Annotated in this window: 26 protein-coding genes (1 of these 26 running past the window's edge); 10 read left to right on the plus strand and 16 right to left on the minus strand. The window is 73.2% G+C overall.

Going from position 1 to position 24,149, the window contains the following annotated elements; genetic code table 11:
- Positions 1-366 carry the beginning of a tyrosine--tRNA ligase gene (gene tyrS / locus ACWCHM_RS16395; RefSeq protein WP_454223092.1) on the minus strand. 921 nt of this gene lie to the left of the window's left edge, so 366 of the gene's 1,287 nt are visible here — the first part of the coding sequence; its start codon is at positions 364-366; its stop codon lies off the left edge, out of view.
- Positions 367-481: 115 nt separating this feature from the next.
- Between tyrS and ACWCHM_RS16400 the strand changes: the two genes are divergently transcribed.
- The 4 genes from ACWCHM_RS16400 (at position 482) to ACWCHM_RS16415 (ending at position 2,904) form a co-directional block, all read left to right on the plus strand.
- Positions 482-856: a PaaI family thioesterase gene (locus ACWCHM_RS16400; RefSeq protein WP_281903113.1), complete on the plus strand. Its 375-nt coding sequence runs from the start codon at positions 482-484 to the stop codon at positions 854-856.
- Between the two features lie 143 nt (positions 857-999).
- On the plus strand, positions 1,000-2,226 hold the full coding sequence (locus tag ACWCHM_RS16405; protein ID WP_204961437.1) for an NRAMP family divalent metal transporter: 1,227 nt from the start codon (positions 1,000-1,002) through the stop codon (positions 2,224-2,226).
- Positions 2,223-2,600, plus strand: a complete 378-nt coding sequence (locus ACWCHM_RS16410) for a hypothetical protein (RefSeq protein ID WP_204961436.1) — start codon at positions 2,223-2,225, stop codon at positions 2,598-2,600. Before ACWCHM_RS16405 ends, ACWCHM_RS16410 begins: the two co-directional genes overlap by 4 nt.
- A complete protein-coding gene (locus tag ACWCHM_RS16415) occupies positions 2,587-2,904 on the plus strand; it encodes a PRC-barrel domain containing protein (protein ID WP_281898791.1) in 318 nt (105 codons plus the stop codon). Before ACWCHM_RS16410 ends, ACWCHM_RS16415 begins: the two co-directional genes overlap by 14 nt.
- 12 nt (positions 2,905-2,916) lie before the next feature.
- Here ACWCHM_RS16415 and ACWCHM_RS16420 read toward each other — a convergent pair whose 3' ends face one another.
- From ACWCHM_RS16420 to ACWCHM_RS16430, 3 genes are all read right to left on the minus strand, one after another.
- Positions 2,917-4,239 carry a hemolysin family protein gene (locus ACWCHM_RS16420; protein ID WP_204961434.1) on the minus strand — a complete coding sequence of 441 codons (1,323 nt, stop codon included), beginning with the start codon at positions 4,237-4,239 and terminating at the stop codon, positions 2,917-2,919.
- Between the two features lie 170 nt (positions 4,240-4,409).
- On the minus strand, positions 4,410-5,048 hold the full coding sequence (locus ACWCHM_RS16425) for a hypothetical protein (protein WP_454218955.1): 639 nt from the start codon (positions 5,046-5,048) through the stop codon (positions 4,410-4,412).
- A gap of 9 nt (positions 5,049-5,057) precedes the next feature.
- Positions 5,058-5,561: a GNAT family N-acetyltransferase gene (locus ACWCHM_RS16430; RefSeq protein WP_454218956.1), complete on the minus strand. Its 504-nt coding sequence runs from the start codon at positions 5,559-5,561 to the stop codon at positions 5,058-5,060.
- 135 nt (positions 5,562-5,696) lie between these two features.
- On the opposite strand from ACWCHM_RS16430, the gene ACWCHM_RS16435 reads away from it, so the two are divergent.
- The 3 genes from ACWCHM_RS16435 to pflA all read left to right on the plus strand — a co-directional run bounded on the left by ACWCHM_RS16435 (position 5,697) and on the right by pflA (position 9,318).
- Positions 5,697-6,149, plus strand: coding sequence for a hypothetical protein (locus tag ACWCHM_RS16435; protein ID WP_454218957.1), 453 nt, complete (start codon positions 5,697-5,699; stop codon positions 6,147-6,149).
- 143 nt (positions 6,150-6,292) lie between these two features.
- On the plus strand, positions 6,293-8,536 hold the full coding sequence (gene pflB, locus ACWCHM_RS16440; RefSeq protein ID WP_454218958.1) for a formate C-acetyltransferase: 2,244 nt from the start codon (positions 6,293-6,295) through the stop codon (positions 8,534-8,536).
- On the plus strand, positions 8,533-9,318 hold the full coding sequence (gene pflA / locus ACWCHM_RS16445) for a pyruvate formate-lyase-activating protein (RefSeq protein WP_454218959.1): 786 nt from the start codon (positions 8,533-8,535) through the stop codon (positions 9,316-9,318). The genes pflB and pflA overlap by 4 nt, the downstream gene beginning before the upstream one ends.
- Positions 9,319-9,341: 23 nt before the next feature.
- Here pflA and ACWCHM_RS16450 read toward each other — a convergent pair whose 3' ends face one another.
- The 5 genes from ACWCHM_RS16450 to ACWCHM_RS16470 all read right to left on the minus strand — a co-directional run bounded on the left by ACWCHM_RS16450 (position 9,342) and on the right by ACWCHM_RS16470 (position 13,547).
- Entirely contained in the window at positions 9,342-10,403 is a 1,062-nt protein-coding gene (locus tag ACWCHM_RS16450) for an IS110 family transposase (RefSeq protein WP_454218960.1), read from the minus strand.
- Positions 10,404-10,654: 251 nt separating this feature from the next.
- Complete coding sequence (locus ACWCHM_RS16455) at positions 10,655-11,281, minus strand: FMN reductase (RefSeq protein ID WP_204961425.1); 627 nt, start codon at positions 11,279-11,281, stop codon at positions 10,655-10,657.
- Complete coding sequence (locus ACWCHM_RS16460; protein ID WP_454218961.1) at positions 11,278-12,423, minus strand: LLM class flavin-dependent oxidoreductase; 1,146 nt, start codon at positions 12,421-12,423, stop codon at positions 11,278-11,280. The genes ACWCHM_RS16455 and ACWCHM_RS16460 overlap by 4 nt, the downstream gene beginning before the upstream one ends.
- Before the next feature lie 113 nt (positions 12,424-12,536).
- Positions 12,537-12,869, minus strand: coding sequence for a hypothetical protein (locus ACWCHM_RS16465; protein WP_454218962.1), 333 nt, complete (start codon positions 12,867-12,869; stop codon positions 12,537-12,539).
- A 72-nt stretch (positions 12,870-12,941) separates the two neighbouring features.
- Positions 12,942-13,547 (minus strand): DNA-3-methyladenine glycosylase, encoded by a 606-nt coding sequence (locus ACWCHM_RS16470; protein ID WP_454218963.1) that lies wholly within the window; start codon positions 13,545-13,547, stop codon positions 12,942-12,944.
- 96 nt (positions 13,548-13,643) lie between these two features.
- Between ACWCHM_RS16470 and ACWCHM_RS16475 the strand changes: the two genes are divergently transcribed.
- Positions 13,644-14,051, plus strand: coding sequence for a DNA-binding protein (locus tag ACWCHM_RS16475; RefSeq protein ID WP_281898816.1), 408 nt, complete (start codon positions 13,644-13,646; stop codon positions 14,049-14,051).
- Between the two features lie 395 nt (positions 14,052-14,446).
- Positions 14,447-14,797 (plus strand): MmcQ/YjbR family DNA-binding protein, encoded by a 351-nt coding sequence (locus ACWCHM_RS16480; protein WP_454218964.1) that lies wholly within the window; start codon positions 14,447-14,449, stop codon positions 14,795-14,797.
- A gap of 59 nt (positions 14,798-14,856) precedes the next feature.
- Here ACWCHM_RS16480 and argH read toward each other — a convergent pair whose 3' ends face one another.
- From argH to argC, 7 genes are all read right to left on the minus strand, one after another.
- A complete protein-coding gene (gene argH / locus ACWCHM_RS16485; RefSeq protein WP_204961467.1) occupies positions 14,857-16,320 on the minus strand; it encodes an argininosuccinate lyase in 1,464 nt (487 codons plus the stop codon).
- A 91-nt stretch (positions 16,321-16,411) separates the two neighbouring features.
- On the minus strand, positions 16,412-16,921 hold the full coding sequence (locus ACWCHM_RS16490; protein ID WP_088645179.1) for an arginine repressor: 510 nt from the start codon (positions 16,919-16,921) through the stop codon (positions 16,412-16,414).
- Positions 16,918-17,847, minus strand: coding sequence for an ornithine carbamoyltransferase (argF, locus tag ACWCHM_RS16495; protein WP_204961418.1), 930 nt, complete (start codon positions 17,845-17,847; stop codon positions 16,918-16,920). Before argF ends, ACWCHM_RS16490 begins: the two co-directional genes overlap by 4 nt.
- Positions 17,844-19,046, minus strand: a complete 1,203-nt coding sequence (locus tag ACWCHM_RS16500; RefSeq protein ID WP_204961417.1) for an acetylornithine transaminase — start codon at positions 19,044-19,046, stop codon at positions 17,844-17,846. Before ACWCHM_RS16500 ends, argF begins: the two co-directional genes overlap by 4 nt.
- Positions 19,043-19,972 (minus strand): acetylglutamate kinase, encoded by a 930-nt coding sequence (argB, locus tag ACWCHM_RS16505; protein WP_281898822.1) that lies wholly within the window; start codon positions 19,970-19,972, stop codon positions 19,043-19,045. Before argB ends, ACWCHM_RS16500 begins: the two co-directional genes overlap by 4 nt.
- Positions 19,969-21,141, minus strand: coding sequence for a bifunctional glutamate N-acetyltransferase/amino-acid acetyltransferase ArgJ (gene argJ, locus ACWCHM_RS16510; protein WP_454218965.1), 1,173 nt, complete (start codon positions 21,139-21,141; stop codon positions 19,969-19,971). Before argJ ends, argB begins: the two co-directional genes overlap by 4 nt.
- A gap of 55 nt (positions 21,142-21,196) precedes the next feature.
- Positions 21,197-22,198 carry an N-acetyl-gamma-glutamyl-phosphate reductase gene (gene argC, locus ACWCHM_RS16515; RefSeq protein ID WP_421488813.1) on the minus strand — a complete coding sequence of 334 codons (1,002 nt, stop codon included), beginning with the start codon at positions 22,196-22,198 and terminating at the stop codon, positions 21,197-21,199.
- Positions 22,199-22,415: 217 nt separating this feature from the next.
- On the opposite strand from argC, the gene ACWCHM_RS16520 reads away from it, so the two are divergent.
- Positions 22,416-24,149 carry a beta-1,3-glucanase family protein gene (locus tag ACWCHM_RS16520; protein WP_454218966.1) on the plus strand — a complete coding sequence of 578 codons (1,734 nt, stop codon included), beginning with the start codon at positions 22,416-22,418 and terminating at the stop codon, positions 24,147-24,149.

Here is a 24,149-nt window from a genome sequence, read left to right on the forward strand (position 1 = left end):
CCCGGTGTACGACACGAAGGGCGCGAGCTGGTCGCGGATGCGCTGCACCCAGCCGGCCACCACCTCGGGCGGGTTGAGGGTGCGCTCGGCGCTCTCCTTCGGGTCGCCGATCTGGCCGGTGGCGCCGCCCACCAGCAGCAGCGGGCGGTGCCCGGCGAGTTGGAGCCGGCGGGCGGTGGTGACCTGCATCAGGTGGCCGACGTGCAGGCTGGGCGCAGTCGGGTCGAAGCCCACGTAGAAGGTGGCCGCCCCGCCGTCGAGCAGGTCGCGCAGCTCGTCGGGGCCGGTGGAGTCCTGGATCAGGCCGCGCCACCGCAGGTCGTCGGTCAGGGAGTCCCGCCCGTGCGGGAGGTTGCTGTCGGTCACGGTCACCGATTCTCCCCCATTGCCGACCTGCGGCCGTACCGGGTTTGCCGGCCGGCGGCGCGGCTAGGCTGGCCGGGCCGGTGCGACGAGGAGGAGAGCCGTGGAGATCCCGGAGATGACGGACGGCCTGGTCGGCCTGCTGGGGCTGACGTTCGACGAGGCCAGCGGCGACCGGGTGGTGATCCGCTGGAAGGTGCGGCCGGAGCTGCACCAGCCGGCCGGCATCCTGCACGGTGGGGTCTACTGCGCGGTGGTGGAGACGGTGGGCAGTGTGGGCGGCACACTCTGGCTGGGCGAGCGGGGCAGCGTGGTCGGGGTCTCCAACCAGACGGACTTCCTGCGCGCGGTCCGCGAGGGCGAGCTGGTGGCCGTCGGCACTCCGGTGCACCGGGGGCGCAGCCAGCAACTCTGGCAGGTGGAGATCACCGACGCCGAGGGGCGGTTGGTGTCCCGCGGTCAGGTGCGGTTGCAGAACCTCAGCCGGGACTGACGGCCGCCCGACCCGGGACTGACCGCCGCCCGACCCGGGGCTGACGGCGCGCGGCGGCACGTCCCGCCTGACCGGTTTGCCCGGTGCGGAGGTTGTTGCGCCGATATCGTCGCCTCGATGACCGCCGCCGATCCCGTCCCCCCGTGAGGAAGCTCCTCGCCGCCACGCTCGGGGTGCTCTCGGCCATCGGCGGCTTCGTCGACATCGGCGACCTGGTGGCGGCGAGCCAGGCGGGGGCCCGTTTCGGCATGGCCCACGCCTGGGTGCTGCTGCTCGGCGTGGTCGGCATCTGCGCGTACGCGGAAATGGCCGGCCGGATCGCGGCGGTCAGCGGACGGGCGGTGTTCGACCTGGTCCGGGAGCGGTTGGGTCCCCGGGTGGCGCTGCTCAACCTGGCGGCGTCCTACCTGGTCACGGTGTTGACCCTGGCCGCCGAGCTGGGCGGGGTGGCGCTGGCCCTGCAACTGGCCTCCCGGGTGAGTTACCTGCTGTGGGTGCCGGTCGCGGCGTTCGCGGTCTGGCTGGTGCTGTGGCGGATGCGGTTCCAGCTCATGGAGCGGGTGTTCGGGCTGGCCGGGCTGACCCTGCTGGTCTTCGCCGTGGCGCTGTTCTGGCTGCCCACGGACTGGGCGGCGCTCGGCCACGACGCCCTGCATCCGAACCCGGCCGGGCAGGGCGCGGGGGCGTACTGGTTCGTGGCGGTGGCGCTGTTCGCCTCCACGGTCAGCCCGTACGAGGTGTTCTTCTTCTCCTCCGGCGGGGTGGAGGAGAACTGGGGCGCGGCCGACCTGGCCGACGCCCGGTCGAGCGTGCTGATCGGTTTCCCGGTCGGCGGCCTGCTGGCGTTGTCGCTGGTCGCTACGGCCGCCGTGGTGTTCCACCCGGCCGGGGTGTCGCTGTCGACGCTCGACCAGGTCGCCGAGCCGGTGGTGCTGGCGTTCGGCGGGGTCGGGCTGGCGGTCGCCGCGCTGGCGTTCTTCGCGGTGACCTTCGGGGCCGCGTTGGAGACCGGGCTGTCGGCGGCGTACGCGGCGGCACAGTACTTCGGCTGGCAGTGGGGCAAGCGGGTCAGCCCCCGGGAGGCCGCCCGGTTCCACAGCGTGCTGCTGGCCAGTGTGCTGGCCGCGACGCTACTGCTGTGCACCACCGTCGACCCGATCCGGTTGACCGAGTACATGCTGGTCGCCAGCGCGGTGGTGCTGCCGTTGACGTACCTGCCGATCCTGGTCGTCGCCAACGACCGGACGTACCTGGGTGACGACGTGAACGGGCCGTGGCTGAACCTGCTCGGTGCGGTGTTCCTGCTGGTGATCGTGGCGGCGTCGGTGGCGGCGGTTCCGCTGGCGGTCGGGACGGGGATGGGGCGGTGAGGGTCCAGCTCGGCCGGCAGGTGCTCGACCGGCAGATCGTCGACGCCGACGGGCTGCTGCTGGGCAAGGTCGACGACGTCGAGTTCGCCGTCGACGAGCGGGGCGTGCCGTACGTGGCGTACCTGCTGACCGGGCAGGGCGCGCTGGGGCGGCGGATCGGTGGCCGGGTCGGGCGGCTGCTGGTGGCGCTCGCCGACCGGTTCACCGAGGAGGCGGCTGCCCCGCTGCGCATCCCGTTCGGTCAGGTGACCCGGATCGACAGCGCGGTGCGGCTGCGGGCCCGCGCCGACGAGTTGCCCCGCCCGCCGGTGGAGACATGGCTGCGGCGGCACCTGATCGACCGGATTCCGGGGGCCGGCCGTGCGAGTGGGTGAGTTGCTCGGGCGCACCGCGTACGACCTGCACGGCCGGCGGCTGGGGCGGGTGGTGGACGTGGTGGTGCGGGGGGACTTCCCGGACGGCCGGCTGCGGCTGACCGACGTGCTGGTGACCGGTCACTGGTGGAGCCGGGTGTGGGGCCGGTTGATCGGGGCGCAGCGGCATCCGTCGGGGCCGTGGATGATCCGGGTGACCGCGCGGGCGTTGAGCCGGGACACCAGGCAGGTCCCCGCCGACCAGGTGCAGTTGCGTCCGCCGGTGCCGGGTTTCCCGTTCGGTGACCCGATGCCCCCGGACTGACCCGGGGTCGGGTCAGGCGTGGGCCTCGTCGGGCACGGGTTCCGGTTCCTCGGCGGGGGTCGCGGTCGGGGCGTGGTGCAGCCGGATCTGGGTGATGGCGCGCTGGTCGACGTCGGTGACGGTGATCTCCCAGTCGTCGATGGTGACCTGCTCCCCGGCGACGGTGGGGATGTGCCCGAGGCAGGACAGCACCATCCCGGCGACGGTGGTGTAGTCACCGGCGGGCCGGTTGGGCACCTCGACGCCGATGTCGGTCAGGTCGTGCACGGGGAAGGTGCCGGGCAGCACCAGCGAACCGTCGTCCTCGGTGCGTACCGCGCGGACGTCCCGGTCCGTCTCGTCGTAGATCTCCCCGACGATCTCCTCCAGGATGTCCTCCAGGGTGACGATGCCGTCGACCGCGCCCCGTTCGTCGACGACCAGGGCGATGTGCTGCCGTTCGGCCTTGAACTGGCGCAGCGCGTCGACCACCGGCAGCGAGTCGGGCAGCAGCATCGGCGGGCGGGCGCAGTCGTCGACCGGCCGGTCGTCCGGCACCCCCACCAGGTCCCGCAGGTGGATCACGCCGACCGCGTCGTCGAGGCCGCCGTGGCGGACCACCGGGGCCCGGGAGTGGCCGGTGGCGGCCAGCAGCAGCCGGGCGGCCTCCGCGGTGGTGCCGCTGTCGAGCGTGAACACCTGCAACCGGGGTACGAGCACCGCGCGCAGCTGCCGGTCGGCGATCTCCACCGCACCGGCGATGATCGTCCGTTGTTCCTTGGTGAAGCCGTGGTTGCCGGCGACGATGTCGCGCAGCTCGTCGGGGCCAATCTCGTCGGGCTGGTGTTTCGGGTCGACCCCGGCGAGGCGGACCACCAGGTCGCTGGTCGCGCCGAGCAGCCACACCGCCGGGCGGGTGAAGCTGGACAGGATGTCCAGCGGGCGGGCCACCAGCAGCGCCCACCGTTCGGCGCGCTGCATCGCGATCCGCTTCGGGGCCAGCTCGCCGAAGACCAGGGTGACGAACGTCAGCACCAGGGTGACCAGCACGATGGCCACCGTCTCGGCGGCCCCGCCGAGGAACCCGAGCAGCGGCACCAGCGGCCTGGCCAGGGAGACCGCGGCGGCGGCCGAGGCGAGGAACCCGGCCAGGGTGATGCCGATCTGGATGGTGGCGAGGAAGCGGTTCGGGTCCTTGGCGAGCCGGGCGAGCACCCGACCGGCCCGGCTGGTGCGTTCCAGCCGCTGCACCTGGCTGTCCCGCAGCGACACCAGCGCCATCTCGCTGCCCGCGAAGATCGCGTTGAGCACGACCAGGACTCCGACCAGGGCCAACTGGCTCCAGTAGCTCTGCACGCCCGGCACTCTCCCTCAGGCGGTGGGCGACGGCGACACCGCCGACGCCGCCGGACGGAGGACCCGCCCGGCGTAGCCCAGTCTGTGCCCAACCGCGCGGTCCGCGAATCCTCCCGGTGGCCCCGACCGGTGACCGGCGGCGGGTCCGGCCGGCTCGCCGGCCCGGGCGGTCAGCCGCGTCCGGCGGCGGCGGTCGTCAGGTCGAGGACGTACGCGTCGCCCTCGGGGCGGAAGCCGAGCCGGTGGTAGTAGGGGGCGACCATGCCCGGTGGGCTGACCACCCGACGGAACCCCCGGTCGGTGAACAGGCTGCTGCGACGGTAGACGAACTCGCCGGGGGTGAAGTCACGGAAGCGACGGGTGACGTAGTCCAGGTCGATCTGGGCGATGCCGTCCGCTTCGGCGTGCGACAGCACCACCCCGACCACCTCGTCGTCGCGTACCACGAGGAAGGCCGACCGGTCGGCGTCGGCCGGAGGTGGGCGGAAGTCGGGGTTGAACCGGGCGATGTCGGCGGCGTGCACCCGCAGCGTGTGGGCCAGGAACTGGTCGCCGACGCCCACCTCGACCACCTGGTAGGCGCGGTCGTCGTGCCGGGTGGCCAGCATCGTGCGCAGGTACCACACGTTGATCACGGCGAGCACCACGTTGAGGCCGACCATCGGCCAGACCTGCACGGCGGCGTTGTAGCCGATCAGGATCAGGCAGCCGACCAGGTTGAGGGCGCGCAGCCGCAGGATGCGCGTCTGCAACAGCGACCAGACCAGCAGCGCGGAGCCGGCCCAGCCGACGAGTTCGAGCCAGTTCACTCCGCGAGACTAGTGCCCGCCCTGGTCAGCGGGCACGGCGGGCAGCTCCAGCAGCCATTCCTCGACCTCGACGCCCCGGCCGTCGGCGAACCCCGAGTCCTCGCCGACGATCACGAAGCCGCACTTGCGCAGCACCGCCAGGGAGGCCCGGTTGTCCTTCGCGGCGCGGGCCCGCACCGGCCGGTGCGGCAACTCCCGCAGCAGGGCGGTCAGCGCGGCGGTAGCGTGCCCGCGCCCCCACCGGCGCGGGTCGATCCAGTAACTGACCTCGGTGTGTTCGCCCACCGGGAAGGCCGCCACGTGCCCGACCACCGCGCCGTCGACGACCACGGTGCGGTTGACCACGGTCGGGTCGGCGCGGATGCGGGCCCAGTGCGCGTCGAAGGCCGCCCGGTCGGTCGGGTCGGCCGGGCCGAACGCCGCCATCCACGCCGCCTCCGGGTCCTGCTCGTGGGCGAAGAAATGCGGCAGGTCGTCGTCGCACACGGGCCGCAGGGACAGCTCGTCGGTCATCGCCGGAGGATACGCACCGGCACCGACAACCTCGGGACCTGTGGCCCGGTCGGCGTACCGTCCGGCCCTGCCGGCGGGCCCGCTCCCGTTGCTACCAAGGAGGGGACAACTCCGGCCGGCGACAGGAGGCACCCCATGACCGCGATCCTCAACCCGACCGGACCCGCCCCGCTGGGGCCGCCGCCGGGACCCCGTACCCCGGTGGAGGCGACCGGGACGACGGCCGCCGGGCCGGTGGGGCCGGTGCTGACCCTGCCCGGCACGCCGGCCGCCGCCCTGGTGCCGGTCACCCGCGACGGGCGGGCCGTCGGGGCGTTCGTGCTCACCGACGGACGGGTCCGCTACCGGGCGCTGCCCGACCCGGACCGGGTGCTCGCCGCCGCGGCCGGTGCCGCCGCCGTCGCCCTGCTCACCGCCGGGGTGGCGGTGGTGGCGCGACGTCGGCCACCGGCGATCGGCACGGTGACCATGGGGCCCGGCGGCTGGGTCAGCCTGCGCGGCGCGCGGGTGCCCGCACTGCGCCCGGCGACCCCCCGGCCGTGGTGGGCGCGGCTGCTGCGCGCCCAGCGGCTGGTCGTGCAGCGCTGACCGGCCGGTGGGGGTCTTTGGTCCCGGGCGGCTGTGGTCCTGCGCCTCTGCCCGCCACGGGCCGGCCCGGCGAGGCTGATGGTGCAGGCGCAACACCCCGGCGACCCAGGCCGCCGGACCCGACCAGCGCGGAAGGACCGATCATGACCGGCACCGCACATCTCGACCCGTGGCGCGGCTTCACCGGCGACGCCTGGCGCGACACCGTCGACGTGGCCGCCTTCGTCCGGGACAACCACGAGCCGTACACCGGGGAGGCGTCGTTCCTCACCGGGCCCACCTGCCGCACCCTGGAGGTCTGGGGCACGCTGAAGTCGATGTTCGTCGAGGAACGCCGCCGCGGCGTGTACGACGTCGACGCCGCCACCCCGTCCACCATCACCGCGCACGCCCCCGGGTACATCGACCGGGAGCGGGAGCTGATCGTCGGGTTGCAGACCGACGCGCCGCTGCGCCGGGCGATCATGCCGGCCGGTGGGCTGCGGATGGTGGAGACCGCGCTGAAGGCGTACGGCTACCCCGCCGACCCGCAGGTGCACCGGATCTTCACCACGTACCGCAGGACGCACAACGACGCGGTGTTCGACGCGTACCCGGCCGACGTGCTCGCCGCGCGCCGCTCGCACATCATCACCGGGCTGCCCGACGCGTACGGGCGGGGACGGATCATCGGCGACTACCGGCGGGTGGCGCTGTACGGGGTGGACCGGCTGGTCGCCGAGCGTAAGGCGCTCAGGGCGGCGCTGGACGACCGGCCGTCGACCGACGAGGTGATCCGGGACCGGGAGGAGCTGGCCGAGCAGATCCGGGCCCTCGGCGAGCTGGCGCAGATGGCGGCGGGCTACGGATACGACATCTCCGGCCCGGCCACCACCGGCCGGGAGGCGATCCAGTGGCTGTACTTCGCCTACCTGGCCGCCACCAAAGAGCAGAACGGCGCGGCGATGTCGCTGGGGCGTACCGCCGGGTTCGTCGACGTCTACCTGCGGCGGGACCTGGCCGAGGGGCGGCTGACCGAGATGGACGCCCAGGAGCTGGTCGACGACTTCGTGATCAAGCTGCGGATCGTCAGGTTCCTGCGCACCCCCGAGTACGACCAGCTCTTCTCGGGCGACCCGACCTGGGTCACCGAGGCCCTCGGCGGGATGGGTGCCGACGGCCGGCCGCTGGTCACCCGGACCAGCTTCCGCTACCTGCAGACTCTCTACAACCTCGGTCCCGCGCCGGAGCCGAACCTGACGGTGCTCTGGTCGCCCCGGCTGCCGGTCGGCTTCAAGCGGTTCTGCGCCCAGGTGTCGCTGGACACCAGCGCCATCCAGTACGAGAACGACGACCTGATCCGGCCCGCGTACGACGACGACACCGCGATCGCCTGCTGCGTGTCGGCGATGCGGGTGGGCCGGGACATGCAGTTCTTCGGCGCGCGGGCCAACCTCGCCAAGGCCCTGCTGTACGCGATCAACGGCGGGCGCGACGAGATCACCGGCGAGCAGGTCGCCCCGGCCACCGCCCCGGTCGGCGGGGAGACCCTGGACTACGCGGAGGTGCTGGCCGCGTACGAGCGCACCCTGGACTGGCTGGCCGAGACGTACGTGGACGCGCTGAACGTGATCCACCACCAGCACGACCGGTACGCCTACGAGCGGCTGGAGATGGCCCTGCACGACCACCCGGTGCACCGGTTCATGGCCACCGGCATCGCCGGGCTGTCGGTGGCGGTGGACAGCCTCGCCGCGATCCGCTACGGCACAGTGAAGGTGCTGCGCGACGACACCGGGCTGGCGATCGACTACGTGGTCGAGGGGGAACCGCCGACGTACGGCAACAACGACGAGCGGGCCGACGCGATCGCGGTGTGGCTGACCGAGACGTTCGCGGCGAAGCTGCGCCGGCAGCGCACCTACCGCGACGCGGAGCTGACCATGTCGGTGCTGACCATCACCTCGAACGTGGTGTACGGCAGGCACACCGGCAACACCCCGGACGGCCGGCGGGCCGGTGAGCCGTTCGCCCCGGGCGCGAACCCGATGAACGGCCGGGACACCCACGGGCTGGTGGCCGCCGCGCTGTCGGTGGCGAAGCTGCCGTACGACGCGGCCCGCGACGGCATCTCGCTGACCTCGACGGTGACCCCGGACGGGTTGGGTCACACCCGCGACGAGCGGATCGACAACCTGGCCGGGGTGCTGGACGGCTACACCGACGCCGGTGGGTTCCACCTCAACGTCAACGTGCTGGACCGGGCCACCCTGGTCGACGCGATGGCGCACCCGGAGCGCTACCCGCAGTTGACCGTCCGGGTCTCGGGGTACGCGGTGAACTTCGTCCGGCTCACCCGGGAACAGCAGGAGGACGTGGTGTCCCGGACCTTCCACGGGTCGCTGTGAACGTCCGGCCACAGGACGCCGTTGCCACCGCCACCGGGCGGGGCGACGGCGTGCCGACCGGGGCGGTGCACTCGTGGGACGTGTCGGTCGGGGTGGACGGGCCGGGCACCCGGTTCGTGGCCTTCCTCGCCGGCTGCCCGCTGCGCTGCCGGTACTGCCACAGCCCCGACACCTGGTACCGGCGCAGCGGCCGGCACCGCACGGTGGACGAGCTGATGACGGAGATCGAGCCGTACCGGCGGTTCATCGCGGTGGCCGGTGGCGGGGTGACGATCAGCGGCGGCGAGCCGCTGATGCAGCCCCGGTTCACCGGCGAGGTGCTGCGCCGCTGTCACGACCTCGGCCTGCACACCGCGCTGGACACCTCGGGTTTCCTCGGCCTCCGCGCCGACGACGCCCTGCTCGACGCCACCGACCTGGTGCTGCTGGACGTCAAGTCGTGGGACCCGGCGACGTACCGCCGGGTCACCCGCACCGGGTCGGTCACCCCGACGTTGCGTTTCGGCCGCCGGCTCGCCGACCGGGGCACCCCGATCTGGGTACGGTTCGTGCTGGTCCCCGGCCTCACCGACGCCGAGGAGAACGTGGCGGGCGTCGCCGACTTCGTCGCCGGGCTGGCCACCGTGCAGCGGGTCGAGGTGCTGCCGTTCCACCGCCTCGGCGCGCACAAGTACGCCGAGCTGGGGTTGACCTTTCCGCTGGCCCGCACGGAACCGCCGACCCCGGAGCTGGTGGCCCGGGTCCGGGCCCAGTTCGCCGAACGCGGCCTGACCGTCACCTGACGCCCGGCCCAGGGCAGACGCTCCTATGCCGGGTCAAGTGGTTGGGGCGGGTTTTCGAGGCGTCGGTAGAGGTCTCGGGCGATGTAGCGTTTGAGGCAGCGTTTGATCTCTCGGTCGGTTTTGCCTTGGGCGCGGCGGCGTTCGGCGTAGGCGCGGGTGGTCTGGTCGCGTTGGAGGCGGCACAGAGCGATGGTGTGCAGTGCACGGTTGAGTTGCCGGTCGCCTGAGCGGTTGAGGCGGTAGCGGATGGTCTTGCCGGAGGATGCGGGGATCGGGGCGGTGCCGGCGAGCATGGCGAACGCGGCGTCGTTGCGGCAGCGTCCGGGGTGGGACCAGGCGGTGAGTATGGTCGCGGCGACGATCGGTCCGACGCCGGTGAGGTCGAGTAGGTCCGGCCGCCAGGAACGCACGATCGTGCGGATGGCCGCTTCGTGGCCGGCGGCTTCCGTTTCCAGGGTCCGGATGCGTCGGGCGAGGTCACGTAGCACTGTCAGGGCGGTGGTGACCTCGATGTCACCGCTGGTTGTGGTGGGTCGTAGCCGGCCGGCGGTGGTGATCATCGCGCGGGTGCTCTGCCCGCGGAAGCGGGTTCGCACTGTCTCCGGCGCGGTGATGACCATCGCGTGTAGCTGCCGCTGGGCGGCGGTGGCGGCCTCGACAGCCGCTCGGCGGGCGGTCAGCCGCATCTGCAACGCGGCCCGCTGAGGCCCGGTTTTAGGCTGCGTCAGCCGGGTGCGGGCCACAGCGTCGCGGGCGGCGCGTTCGGCGTCGATCGGGTCGGACTTCGCCCCGGCCCGGCGGGCGGGCCGCTTCGGGCGGTCCAGCTCGACGACCAGCTCACCGGCATCGGCCAGATAGCGGTGAAGGCCAGCGCCATAGCCGCCGGCGCCTTCAAGGGCCCAGGCCCGTAGTCCTGACTGCCCATCGGCGAGGGCTACCAGTTGCGCGTAGCCGTCCGGATCGGTGGTCACCGTAGCTCGGGCCAGGACCCCGCCGGTGCGGGTGTCGAGCACGGCGGCGGTGTGGGTGTCTTTGTGGGTGTCGACGCCGATGACGACCTCGACCAGATCTGCCAGCATGGACATGCGTTCTCTCCAAACCGTGGGGACGCGAGGGTCCGGTCCGGTGCGGAGATGGCAGGACTGTGATGAGACACGCCAGCCGCTAACTGGCGGTCAAGCTCCTGATCAGGCCAAACGTCTCCCGCCGGGCCGGGCGCCGGCAGCAGTGGGTGGACAAGTCCCGCGAAAGGCACGAAGCCAGTCAGACCTAGAGTCACGCCCGCTGCTGCCGACATCAGCCCATCACCTGCGGACCGACCCCGCCAGCCTCACAGTCAGTCCTCCCGACCGCCGCCGAGGAGTTCGGCGAAGTCGGTGGTGAGGGCGAACGGGTCGGCCGGGCCGGTAGCCGGTGGCCGCCTGTCGACCTGGTCGGCCAACTCCCGGCCAGCACGCTGGATGCGGGACCGCAGCGCCCCCTCGGCGGTGCCGCCGGACCAGTCCTCCGGCGCGGCGAAGACCGACGTCGGCAGCACCACCGCCCGCAGGTAGCCGAACATCGGCCGGACGGCATGTTCCAGGGCCAGGGAGTGCCGGGCGGTGCCGCCGGTCGCGCCGATCAGCACCGGCCGGTCGACCAGCGCCTGGGCGTCCACCACGTCGAAGAAGGACTTGAACAGCCCGTTGTACGACGCGTTGAAGATCGGCGTGACCGCGACGATGCCGTCGGCGCCGGTGACCGCGTCCAGGGCGGCCCGCAGCTCGGTCGACGGGAAGCCGGTGAGCAGGTTGTTCACCACGTCGTGGGCGTGGTCGCGCAGCTCCACCACCCGCAGCTCCACCTCGTCGCCGCGCCGGACCAGCTCGTCGCGGGCCGCCGCGGCGAGCTGGTCGGCGAGCAGCCGGGTGGACGACGGCTGGCTCAGTCCCGCCGACACCACGGCCAGGGTGCGGCGGGTCATCGCCGGCCCTCCGCCCCGGCCCCGGCCAGGTCACCGGCGTCGGCCGCTCCGGTGGCCGCCTTGCCGGCGGCGTCGCGGGCGGCGACCAGCGAGGCGTGGGTGGGCGCGACCGGCACGTGCGCCGGGCGCAGCGCGTCGAACTCCTTGCGCAGCACGGGTACGACCTCCTCGCCGAGCAGGTCGAGCTGCTCCAGCACCGTCTTCAGGGGCAGCCCCGCGTGGTCGAGCAGGAACAGCTGCCGCTGGTAGTCGCCGACGTACTCGCGGAAACCGAGGGTACGGTCGATGACCTGCTGCGGGCTGCCCACGGTCAGCGGGGTCTCCCGGGTGAACTCCTCAAGCGACGGCCCGTGCCCGTAGACCGGCGCGTTGTCGAAGTACGGCCGGAACTCGCGTACCGCGTCCTGCGAGTTGCGCCGCATGAACACCTGGCCGCCGAGCCCGACGATGGCCTGCTCGGGCGAGCCGTGGCCGTAGTGGGCGAAGCGCTGCCGGTAGAGGCCGACCATCCGCTGGGTGTGCTCCTTGGGCCAGAAGATGTGGTTGGCGAAGAAGCCGTCACCGTAGTACGCGGCCTGCTCGGCGATCTCGGGGCTGCGGATCGAGCCGTGCCAGACGAACGGCGGCACGTCGTCGAGCGGGCGCGGGGTCGAGGTGAACGACTGCAACGGGGTACGGAACTTGCCCTGCCAGTCGACCACGTCCTCGCGCCACAGCCGGTGCAGCAGCTCGTAGTTCTCCACGGCCAGCCGGATGCCGTTGCGGATGTCCTGCCCGAACCACGGGTAGACCGGCCCGGTGTTGCCGCGCCCCATCATCAGGTCCACCCGGCCGTCGGCCAGGTGCTGGAGCATGGCGTAGTCCTCGGCGATCTTCACCGGGTCGTTGGTGGTGATCAGCGTGGTCGAGGTGGACAGCAGCAGCCGCTCGGTGCGGGCCGCGATGTGCCCCAGCATGGTGGTCGGCGAGGAGGGGACGAACGGGCGGTTGTGGTGCTCGCCGGTGGCGAAGACGTCGAGACCGACCTCCTCGGCCTTGAGGGCGATCGCGACCATCGCCTTGATCCGCTCGTGCTCGGTCGGCTCCCGTCCGGTGGTCGGGTCGACCGTGACATCGCCGACGGTGAAGACTCCGAACTGCATGACCAGCTCCTCGCGTCTGAGATACCGGGACCGTTCGTGGTACCCGGACGTCGCGCACAACATAGTTGCAGCGTCAACTATTCCGGCGGCGACCACGCCCGGGGTGGCCCCGGTCACCCCGCCGGCGGTCGCTCCCCCTCCGGGGGCGTACCCGGGCCGGGCTGGTCCGATGCGCCCGACGACGGACCGGCGGGGGCCGGCGGAGTGTCCCCGGCGGAACCGGTGGCCGGCGGCGTGGGGTGCGACGGCGCGGCGGGCGGGCCGTACCCGGCCGGGCCGGGCGGGGGCCAGGACGGGGCCGCCGGGGGTGGCCCGGGCGGGGTCGGCCGGCGGCGGGCCAGCTGCACCGCCACCACGACCACCGCGGCCAGCACCAGCATCGCCAGCAGCGGAATGACCACGCAGGCCAGCCGACCGACCAGCACTCCGGCGTCGTGTGAGTTCATCCGGACCACCTCCAGGGGGTCATGATTGCGCAAATGCCAGCGGCCCGGCGGTCCCGTCGACCGGCGGCCGGGTCAGGTGCGACGTCGGGGTACGTGCCGGCGGTAGGGGCTGACCGTCGGGTCACCGGTGATCCAGAACCGCCAGGGCACGTCGTGGGCGGCGGCAACCCCAACCCGGGGGCCGGCGGAGACCTCGGCCCGGACGACCGGGCGGGTGGGTGGGCTCAGCAGCAGGGGGCCGCTCCCGTCGAGCACGCAGGTGCCGTTCGCCGACGCGGTGACGTCGAGCGCGACGGCCAGCCGGGCGGGCCCCCGGGCCAGGTCCCGGTCGGCGACGTCGCCCCGACGGGCACGGGCGGTCGGCAACCCGTCGACCACCTCACCGGCGCGCACCAGGACGGCCGCCGCCTCACCGTCGCGACCACAGACGATGTTGAGACACCAGTGCATGCCGAACACGAAGTACGTGTAGGCGTGCCCGGCCGGGCCGAACATCACAGTGGTCCGGGGGGTGGGGCCCCGGTGGGCGTGCGACGCCGGGTCCTCGCCGGTGCCCGCGTACGCCTCGACCTCGGTCAGCCTGACCCGGACGCCGCCGCCGGCGAGCTCCCAGCCGAGCAGGGTGCGCGCCGTCTCGGCGACCTCGGCGGCGGGGGCGTGCAGCCACGGGTAGTCCACCGGTCCAGGTAACGCCACCGGGCGAAGATCGGCAAACCGACGAGGATCTTTGAACGTTTCGTTGACAACGCTTCGTTGATGGTTTGGGATGGGGTGATGAGCGACGCCTTCACCGCACCCGACGCGAGCCGCGCCCGGGCCGAACGGACCTACGCCGCACTGCACCGGCTCAGCGAGCGGCACGCCGACACCGATGCCCGACGCCGCCGGCACACCAACCCGCACCTCGCCGACCCGTGGGAGGCGGTCTGCGTGGTCACCGCGCTCGCCGCCGGCGGGATCGTGCCGGACACCGACGAGGAGCCCGTCGACGGCGCCGACCTGATGGCTGCGCTGACCCTGCTGCCACACCTGCGGGCCGAACTCGACACGCTGGAGGCGGGCCTGCTGACGACGGCACGGGCCCGGGGACTGACCTGGCAGACGATCGGCCACGGCCTCGGCCTGGGCAGCGCACAGGCCGCCCGGCAGCGCTACGAACGCCTGGTCAGCCGGACCACCTGACCGTCGACGCGACGATGTCAACCCCGGCCACCACTCCACTACTGGGAGTAGTTCGCCGACCGCCGCCGCCTTCCCCGCTGCGACGCTTTGCTCTGCTGACCTCGACGCGACAGACACCCCGAGTAACGACTGCTGTTCCGGACTGCCGCCTCAGCTCCAGCGACATCCGCAGGTCAAGCGGGTGTCGCGGAAAGGGCAGCAGAGCAAAGGACACGAAGGATGTGGGTGTCCGAGGAGAAGAGGTCACTCACCGTGGTCACGGAGCCCTGATCACCTACCGTGATCACCTTCCCTCCGCCACCGGCGACGCGGCGACAACGGCCAGGCCGGTCGACCGGCCGGAGGGGGCCGGTTCGGGGAGACTGGGCCGACCACCACCGCACCGGGAGGACACCATGACCCGCGAGGAGATGCTGGCGTACTGCCTCGGCAAGCCGGGGGCCTGGCTGGACCGGCCCTGGGAGGGCGACGAGGTGGTGAAGGTGGGCAGCCGGATCTTCGCGTTCCTCGGCGCACCCGACGGCACCGCCCGGGTCGGGGTGAAGTGCGGCCCGAGCCGCGAGGTCGCCGACGAGTGGCTGCACCGGTTCCCCGGCGACGCCCGACCGATGCCGTACGTCGGCCGCTCCGGCTGGAACGCGCTCGACCTGGGCGGCGCCATCCCCGACGACGAACTGGTCGAGGCGGTCGACGCCTCGTACGAGGCGGTGGTGGCGAAGCTGCCCCGCCGCGAACGCCCCGCCTGACCACGCCCGGTCGTCCGTGCCCCGCAGCAGGGGACGACGGACGACCGGCGCGGGTCAGCTCAGCGGGGGACGACCCGCTCGGCGGCCCACTCCCGCCAGCCGGTGAGCTGGTCGGACGCGGCGGCGAGCTGGTCGGCGACCGGACCGGGACCGGTGGAGCCGGGGGTGATCCGGGCGGCCAACGCCGACCGGACCGACAGCACGTCACGCACCGACGGGTCGAGGTGCTCGCTGACCGCCGCAAGATCAGCGTCGGAGACCTCGTCGAGGGCGCAGTCCCGGGCCGCGCAGAGCGCCACCAGCTTGCCGGTGATCTCGTGCGCGTCGCGGAACGGCACGTTGCGCCGGACCAGCCAGTCGGCGATCTCGGTGGCGAGCGAGAAGCCCACCGGCGCGGCGGCGACCAGGCGGTCCACCCGGACGGTCATCGTGGAGATCATCCCGGCCAACGCCGGCAGCAGCAGCTCCAGGGTGTCGACCGCGTCGAACGCGGGCTCCTTGTCCTCCTGCATGTCCCGGTCGTAGGCCAGCGGCAGGCCCTTGAGCATCGTCAACACGCTCATCAGCCCGCCGACCAGCCGGCCGGACTTGCCCCGGGCCAGCTCGGCGATGTCCGCGTTCTTCTTCTGCGGCATGATCGACGACCCGGTGGCGAACGCGTCGTCCAGCTCCACCCAGCCGAACTCGTGCGACGTCCAGAGCACCACCTCCTCGCCGAGGCGGGACAGGTGCACCCCGACCAGCGCGGTGACGAAGAGGAACTCGGCGACGAAGTCCCGGTCGGCGACCGCGTCCATCGAGTTGGCGAACGACGTCCGGAAGCCCAGTTCCTTGGACACCACCACCGGGTCCAGCGGCAGGCCCGACCCGGCCAGCGCACCCGCGCCGAGCGGGCTGACCGCCGTACGGTGGTCCCAGTCGCGCAGCCGCTCCAGGTCCCGCAGCAACGGCTGGACGTGGGCCAGCAGCCAGTGCCCGAAGGTGACCGGCTGGGCGTGCTGGAGGTGGGTCATCCCCGGCGCGGCCGTGTCGACGTGCCGTTCCGCCTGCTCCACCAGGGCCTCGGCCAGCTCGACCAGCCGTGCCGCCACCCCCCGGGCGTGATCCCGCAGATACAGCCGCAGGTCGGTGGCGACCTGGTCGTTGCGGGAGCGGCCCGCGCGCAGCTTGCCGCCGAGGCTGCCCAGCCGCTCCAGCAGACCCCGCTCCAACGCGGTGTGCACGTCCTCGTCGTCGATCGTCGGGCGGAACTGCCCGGACGCGCAGGCCGCCTCCAGGTCGTCCAACGCGGCCAGGATGCGCCCCAGCTCGTCGGGGTCGAGCAGCCCCGCGCCGGCCAGCACCCGGGCGTGCGCCCGGGAACCCGCGATGTCGTACGGGGCGAGACGCCAGTCGAACTGGACGCTCACCGACAGCCGCGCCAGGGCCTCGGCGGGGCCACCGGCGAACCGGCCACCCCACAGACTCGTCCGGTTCGTCGCGGCGCTGTTCTCGGTCAGGCTCTTGTCGTCCACGCCGCTCATTCTGGCAGTGCTCACCTTTCGCTCCCCGACGGTGGGGTACACGCCCCCGCCGCCGGCCCGTCCGTCAGCTGTGAACCCGTGACCCGACAGGTCACGGGGTGTTCGTCTCGCCGCCGTCGTCGCGGCGGGCCCACCCGGCGAGCTTCTCACCCAGCGCGGCCCCACCGTCGGCCTCCCGGGCCACCACCAGGATGGTGTCGTCACCGGCGATGGTGCCGACCACCTCGGTCAGGCCCGCCCGGTCCACCGCGCTGGCCAGGTAGTGCGCCGCGCCCGGCGGGGTACGCAGCACCGCGATGTTGCCGCTGGAGTCGACCCCGTTGAGCAGTTCCCGCAGCAGCCGGATCAGCCGGGCGGGGGCCGCCTCGGCGTCGCGCAGCGGCCGGTGGCCGTCCTCGGGGATCAGGTAGCCGGCCCGCCCGTCACCGCCCCGGGCCTTCACCGCACCCAACTCCTCCAGATCCCGGGAGAGGGTGGCCTGGGTGACCTGCACCCCGTCGGCGGCCAGCAGGTCGGCCAGCTCGGTCTGGGAACGGATCGCCCTGGCCCTGATCAACTCGACGATGCGGGCGTGCCGGGCGGCGCGGGTCGGCGCGGTCATGATGAGGAGGCCTCCAGGAGAAAGGTCAGCAGCGCCTTCTGGGCGTGCAGCCGATTCTCCGCCTGGTCGAAGACCACGCTGTGCGGGCCGTCGAGCACCTCGCTGGTGATCTCCTCGTCCCGGTGCGCGGGCAGGCAGTGCAGCACCTTCACGTCCGGCCGGGCGTGCCCGAGCAGCGCGGCGTTGACCTGGTACGGCAGGAACGGGGTGATCCGGTCCAACCCGTCGTCCTCCTGCCCCATCGAGGTCCAGGTGTCGGTGGCGACCACGTCGGCGTCCCGGACCGCCTCCACCGGGTCGACCAGCGCCCGCACCGACCCGCCGGTGCCGGCGGCGATCTTCCCGGCCCGGTCCAGCACCCCCGGATCGGGCTGGAACCCGGCCGGCCCGGCGACCCGCACGTGCATCCCGGCGGTCGCCCCGGCCAGCAGGTACGAGTGCGACAGGTTGTTCGCCGCGTCCCCCACGTACGCCAGGGTCCGCCCGGCGGTGCCGCCGCAGTGCTCGCGGACGGTGAGCAGGTCGGCCAGGAGCTGGCACGGGTGGTAGCCGTCGGTCAGCGCGTTGACCACCGGCACCGTGGCGTGCTCCGCCACCTCGGCGATCCGGTCGTCGCCATGGGTGCGCAGCACGATGGCCGCGACGTAGCGGGACAGCACCCGGCCGGCGTCGCCGAGCGTCTCGCCCCGCCCGAAGTGGGTGACCTGGGTGTCCACCACCAGCGGATGGCCGCCGAGTTCGGCGATGCCGGCGTCGAAGGAGATCCTGGTCCGCAGGCTCTGCTTGTCGAACAGGACCGCCACCGAACGCGGCCCGGCCAGCGGGGTGAACCCGAACCGGTCGGCCTTCATCCGGGCGGCCAGGTCGAGCACGGCCGACTGTTCGGCCGGGGTGAGGTCGTCGTCGGCCAGCAGGTGCCGGATCATGTGCGGGTCTCCGTCGGGGTCGGGGTGGGGTTGGGGGTGGCGGCGTCGAGGGCGGCGGGGAGGGCGGCCAGGAACGCGTCGACCTGCCCGGCGGTGAGCACCAGCGGCGGGGCGAGCCGGATCACCCCCGGCTGGACCGGGTTGACCAGGAACCCCGCCGACCGCAGCGCTTCGGCCACCGGGCCGGCGACCGGCGCGGCGAGGACGATGCCGAGCAGCAGCCCGGCCCCCCGTACCTCGGTGACCAGTGGGTGGCCCAGCGCCTCGACGCCCCGGCGCAGCCGTTCGCCGATGCGCTTGACGTGGTCGAGCAGCCCCTCGCTGGCGATCGTGGAAACCACTGCCAGGGCGGCGGCGCAGCTCACCGGGTTGCCGCCGAAGGTGGTGCCGTGCGACCCGGCGCGCAGCAGCTCGGCGGCCCGGCCGAAGGCCAGGCAGGCGCCGATCGGCAACCCGCCGCCGAGCCCCTTGGCCAGGGTGACGACGTCCGGTTCGACCCCCTCGGCCTGGTGGGCGAACCAGTACCCGGTGCGCCCGATCCCGGTCTGCACCTCGTCGAGGACCAGCAGGGCCCCGTGCCGGGTGGTGATCCGCCGCGCCTCGGCCAGGTAGCCGGGCGGCGGGACGACCACCCCGTTCTCGCCCTGCACCGGCTCCAGGATCACCATCGCCGTCGCGTCGGTGACGGCCGCCGCCAGCGCCGCCACGTCGCCGTACGGGACGTGGTCGACGTCGCCGGGCAGCGGACGGAACGGGTCGGCCTTCGCCGGCTGGCCGGTCAACGCCAGGGCCCCCATGGTCCGGCCGTGAAAACCGCCGACGGTGGCGACGACGTGCGACCGGCCGGTGAGCCGGGACAGCTTGAACGCGGCCTCGTTGACCTCCGCGCCGGAGTTGGCGAAGAACACCCGGCCCGGCCGGCCGGCCAGCGCCAGCAGCAGTTCCGCCAGCGCCACCGGGGGTTCGGCGACGAACAGGTTGGAGACGTGACCGAGGGTGGCGACCTGCTTGGACACGGCGGCCACCACGGCGGGGTGGGCGTGCCCGAGGGAGTTGACCGCGATGCCACCGAGCAGGTCGACGTACTCCCGGCCGGCCTCGTCGACGACGACCGCGCCCGAACCGGAGGCCAGCGCCAGCGGCGGGGTGCCGTAGTTGTCCATCATGGACTGCCGCCAGCGTTCCACCAGCGTGCTCATGAGCCGACCGTGCCTTCCTGGTTGGTGGTGGACCCGGTCGGGGTGTCGACGACCATCGTGCCGAACCCCTCCGAGGTGAAGACCTCCAGCAGCGTGGAGTGGGCGACCCGGCCGTCGACGACGTGCGCGGCGGGCACTCCCCCGCGCACCGCCCGCAGGCAGGCCTCCATCTTGGGCACCATCCCCGCCTCCAGGGACGGCAACAGCTTCGCCAACGCGTCGGTGCCGATCTCGCTGACCAGGCTGGCGGTGTCCGGCCAGTCGGCGTACAGGCCGGCCACGTCGGTGAGGACGACCAGCTTGCGGGCTTCCAGGGCGATCGCCAGCGCGGCGGCGGCGGTGTCGGCGTTGAGGTTGTGCAGCACCCCGTCGGCGTCCGGCGCGACGGTCGAGATGACCGGGATCCGGCCGGCCGCGATCAGGTCGGTCACCGCCGAGACGTCCACCGACTCCACGTCACCCACCTGGCCCACGTCGACCGCCTCGCCGTCGACCCAGGCGGGCCGGCGCACGGCGGTGAACAGGCCGGCGTCCTCGCCGGACAGGCCCACGGCGAACGGCCCGTGCGCGTTGATCAGGCCGACCAGTTCCCGGCCCACCTGACCCACCAGCACCATCCGGACGACGTCCATCGCCTCCGGCGTGGTGACCCGCAGGCCACCCTTGAACTCGCTGGCGATGCCGAGCCGACCCAGCATCGCCGAGATCTGCGGGCCGCCGCCGTGCACCACGACCGGCTTGAGCCCGGCGTACCGCAGGAAGACCATGTCGGCGGCGAAGGCCCGTTGCAGGGTCGGGTCGACCATCGCGTTGCCGCCGTACTTGACCACGACGGTGGCACCGGAGAACCGGGCCAGCCAGGGCAGCGCCTCGATCAGCGTCTCGGCCTTCGCCTGGGCCCGGGTGAGATCCGCGGAGAGGCTCATGTCGAGTACGCCGAGTTCTCGTGCACGTACGCGTGCGACAGGTCGTTGGTCCAGATCGTCGCCGCCGCCGCGCCGGCGTGCAGGTCGATCCGGATGGTGACGTCCCGGCCGGTCAGGTCGACCTTGGACCGGTCCTCGGCGGCGGCACCGGAACGGCACACCCAGATCCCGTTGACCGCCACGTCCACCGCGTCCGGGTCGAACGCGGCGGCCGTGGTGCCGACCGCGGCCAGGATCCGCCCCCAGTTCGGGTCGTTGCCGAACAACGCCGTCTTGACCAGGTTGTTGCGGGCCACCGAACGGCCCACCTCGACCGCGTCGTCCTCGTCGGCGGCACCGACCACCTCGATGGCGACCTGCTTGGTCGCCCCCTCGGCGTCGGCCACCAACTGCTGGGCCAGGTCGTGACAGGCCGCGGTGACGGCGGCGGTCAACTCCGCCTCGTCGGGTTCCACCCCGGACGCCCCGCTGGACAGCAGCAGCACCGTGTCGTTGGTGGACATGCAGCCGTCGGAGTCGACCCGGTCGAAGGTGACCCGGGTGGCCGCCCGCAACGCCGCGTCCAGCAGCTCCGGCCCGGCCACCGCGTCGGTGGTCAGCACGCACAGCATGGTGGCCATGCCGGGGGCGAGCATGCCCGCGCCCTTCGCCATCCCGCCCACGCTCCACCCGGCGCCCCGGGCGACGGTGGTCTTCGGCCGGGTGTCCGTGGTCATGATCGCCTCGGCGGCGGCCGGACCGCCGTCGCGGGCCAACGCCCGGATCGCGGTACGCACCCCCGGCAGCAGCTTGTCCATCGGCAACCGCTCGCCGATCAGCCCGGTCGAGCAGACCGCCACGTCACCGGCACCGAGCCGCAGCCGGGGGCTGGACGCGGTGAGCGCCGCGGCGGTGTGCTCGGCGGTGGCGTGGGTGTCCTGGAACCCGGCCGGGCCGGTGCAGGCGTTCGCGCCACCGGAGTTCAGCACCACCGCGCGGACCACGCCGCCCCGGACGACCTGCTGCGTCCAGCGCACCGGCGCGGCCTTGACCCGGTTGGTGGTGAACACGCCGGCCACCCCGGCGTCCGGACCGTCGTTGACGACCAGAGCCACGTCGGTGGCCCCGCCGCTTTTCAACCCGGCCGCGACACCGGCCGCACGGAAGCCCCGAGGGGCGGTGACAGTCACTGGGCTAACCTTTCGTTCGCGACTGCGGGGCTCCGCTGCGCTGCGCTCCTCGCGCTCACGGGGCAACTCCGAAAGTAGACAGGCCGGTGGTTTCGGGCAGGCCGAGCATCAGGTTGGCGTTCTGCACCGCCTGGCCGGCGGCGCCCTTGCCGAGGTTGTCGATGGCGCTGACCACGATCACCCGGCCGGAGTCGACGTCGACGGTGGCCTGGAGGTGGCAGGAGTTCGCGCCGGCGGTGGCGGCGGTGTGCGGCCACGCCCCCTCGGGCAGCAGGTGCACGAACGGCGCGTCGGCGTACGCGTCGGCCAGCACCGCACGCGGGTCGGCGTCGCCGGTGGGCACGGCGGTGACGGTGGCGAGGATGCCACGCGGCATCGGGGCCAGCACCGGGGTCAGTGACAGCCCGGTCGCGCCGGTAGCCTGCTTGATCTCCGGAACGTGCTGGTGGGCACCGACCTTGTAGGGCGACAGGTCCCCCATCACCTCGCTGCCGAGCAGGTGCGCCTTGGCGGCCCGACCGGCGCCGGAGGTGCCGGAGGCGGCCACCACGACCACGTCGGCCGGCGCGACCGCACCGGCGGCGATCAGCGGCGCGAGGGCCAGCGTGATGGCGACGGCGTAACAGCCGGTGTTGGCGACCCGGGTCGCCCCGGCGATCGCCGCGCGCTGGCCGGGCAGCTCCGGCAGACCGTACGTCCACGCCCCGGCGTGCGGGCCACCGTAGTACCGGGACCAGGCGTCGGCGTCGCGCAGCCGGTGGTCGGCACCGAGGTCGACCACCCGCACCGACTCCGGCAGCCCGGCGGCGAGCGCCGCCGACTCGCCGTGCGGCAGGGCCAGGAAGACCAGGTCCGCGTCGGCCAGCGTCGCCGGGTCGGTCGCCGCGAACGTCAGGTCCAACCCCGCGAGCTGCGGGTGTACGGCGGTGACCGGCGCACCGGCCTGGCGGTGCGCGGTGGCCGCAACCAGGTCGAACTCGGGATGACCGGCGATCAGGCGCAGCAGCTCGCCCCCGGCGTAACCGCTCGCCCCGGCGACCGCAACTCGGATACCCATTCCAACCTCCGCATGACTATGCAGAGAAGGTTAGCGACCCACCGACCTTCTGTGCAAGTTAATACAGCCTACTGCATGGACATGAAGAAGTGACCTGGACCACTCACGTGCATTGACAGCCATGAAGGTCTTGGCCATGCTGAGAGAGCGCTCTCTAGTCGCCCATCAGCCACAAACCACCCGCCTGCCGCTTGCGGCCCGGCCGAAGGAGCCGTCCTTGCGTACCCCGAGAAGCTGGGCCACCGCCCTCGCCGCGATCGTGATCGCCGGCGTCACCACCCTCGGCCTCACCACCGCGCCCACCCGCGCCGTCGGACCGTCCCCGCTCCCGCTGACGGTCACCAACAGCACCGGCCGGGCGGAGGCCGTCCACCTCTACCTCCTCGGCGTCGACCTCGCCTCCGGCCGGCTCGGCTACGTGACCGCCGGGGGCGTCTTCACCCCCTGGCCGGCCGGCGGCCAACCGCCCACCCCCGCCCCCGACGTCGCGATCGCCGGACCCGCCAACGGCGGCTCCGTCACGCTACGGGTCCCCCGTGGCCTCTCCGGCCGGGTCTACTTCTCCTTCGGCCAGAAGCTGCGCTTCTCACTGACCCCGGACGGCCTGGTCCAGCCAGCCCCCTGGGCCGCCGGCGACCCCAACCGCGACATCCTGTTCGACTGGTCCGAGTTCACCTACAACGATGCCGGACTCTGGCTCAACAGCACCCAGGTCGACATGTTCGCCGTCCCGCACGCGGTCAGCGTCACCGGCGCGAGCGGCACCACCCGGCGGGCCGGCCAACTCGTCAACGGCGGCCGGCAGGCCGTCATCGACGCCGTCCGCGCCCAGCCCGGCTGGGCGGACACCGTCCAGACCCGGTCCGACGGCACGGTGCTGCGGGTGCTCTCCCCCGGCAAGGCCGTCGACGCCGGCCGGTTCGCCTCCGGCTACCTCGACCCGTACATCGACGCGGCCTGGCGCTCCTACACCACCCGGACGCTGACCGTCACCCCGTTCACCGACCGGCCCGACGTGCGCTACCTCGGGCACACCGCCGGCACCACGATGACGTTCACCGACCCGGCCGGCCGACAGGTCGCCACCTTCACCAGGCCCACCAGCTCCGACGTGTGGGACTGCGACGGGACCCTCGCCGCCCCCAACGACCAGGTGGTCGGGCCGATCGCCCGGACGCTCTGCGCCGCCCTGCACCGCACCACCCTCGACACCATCACCACGCAGCCCGGCGGCAGCCCGGCCGACTTCTACCGGGGCACGCTGACCAACCACTACTCCCGGATCATCCACCAGCACATGGTCGACGGCCGGGCGTACGGCTTCGCCTTCGACGACGTGCTCGCCCAGGAGTCCCTGGTGCACGACGGCGACCCGCGCGCCGCCGGTCTCACCCTCACCCCGTTCACCGGCACGACCGCCCCGACGCCCACCGCCGGCCCGACCCCGACCGCCAGCCCGACCCCGTCCCCCGGCCAGCCGTGGAACGCGACCCGCCACCTCCAGGCCGACGGCACCCTGGCCGGCACCACCGGACCCGCCGGCACGGTCACCCTGGCGGCGGCGAACGGCAACCACGACGGCACCCCCACCAACGCCCGGGTCTTCACCGCCCGTGGGCTCACCGGCACCTGGACCGGCGCAGCCACCACCTTCGACCTGGCCGTCGACGCCGGCACCGCCGTCGGCGACGGCGTCCAGGCCCGGGTGTCGTACGACCTCACCGGCGACGGCACCGCCGACCGGGTCGAGACGTACGCCTACTTCGCCACCGACCCGGTGCCCGGCGTCGAGCGCTACCGGCAGACCCAGGGGCTGCGCTCAGCCACCGGCAGCCTCGGCAACCTACGGGGCGGGACGGTGACCGTGCAGGTCTGGAACGCCATCGGCGGCACCCCGACCACCCTCGGCGTCGGCGACGCCTCCCGCGTCGTGCTGCCCTTCACCAGCTGA

The sequence above is a fragment of the Micromonospora sp. SCSIO 07396 genome, from assembly GCF_053667945.1.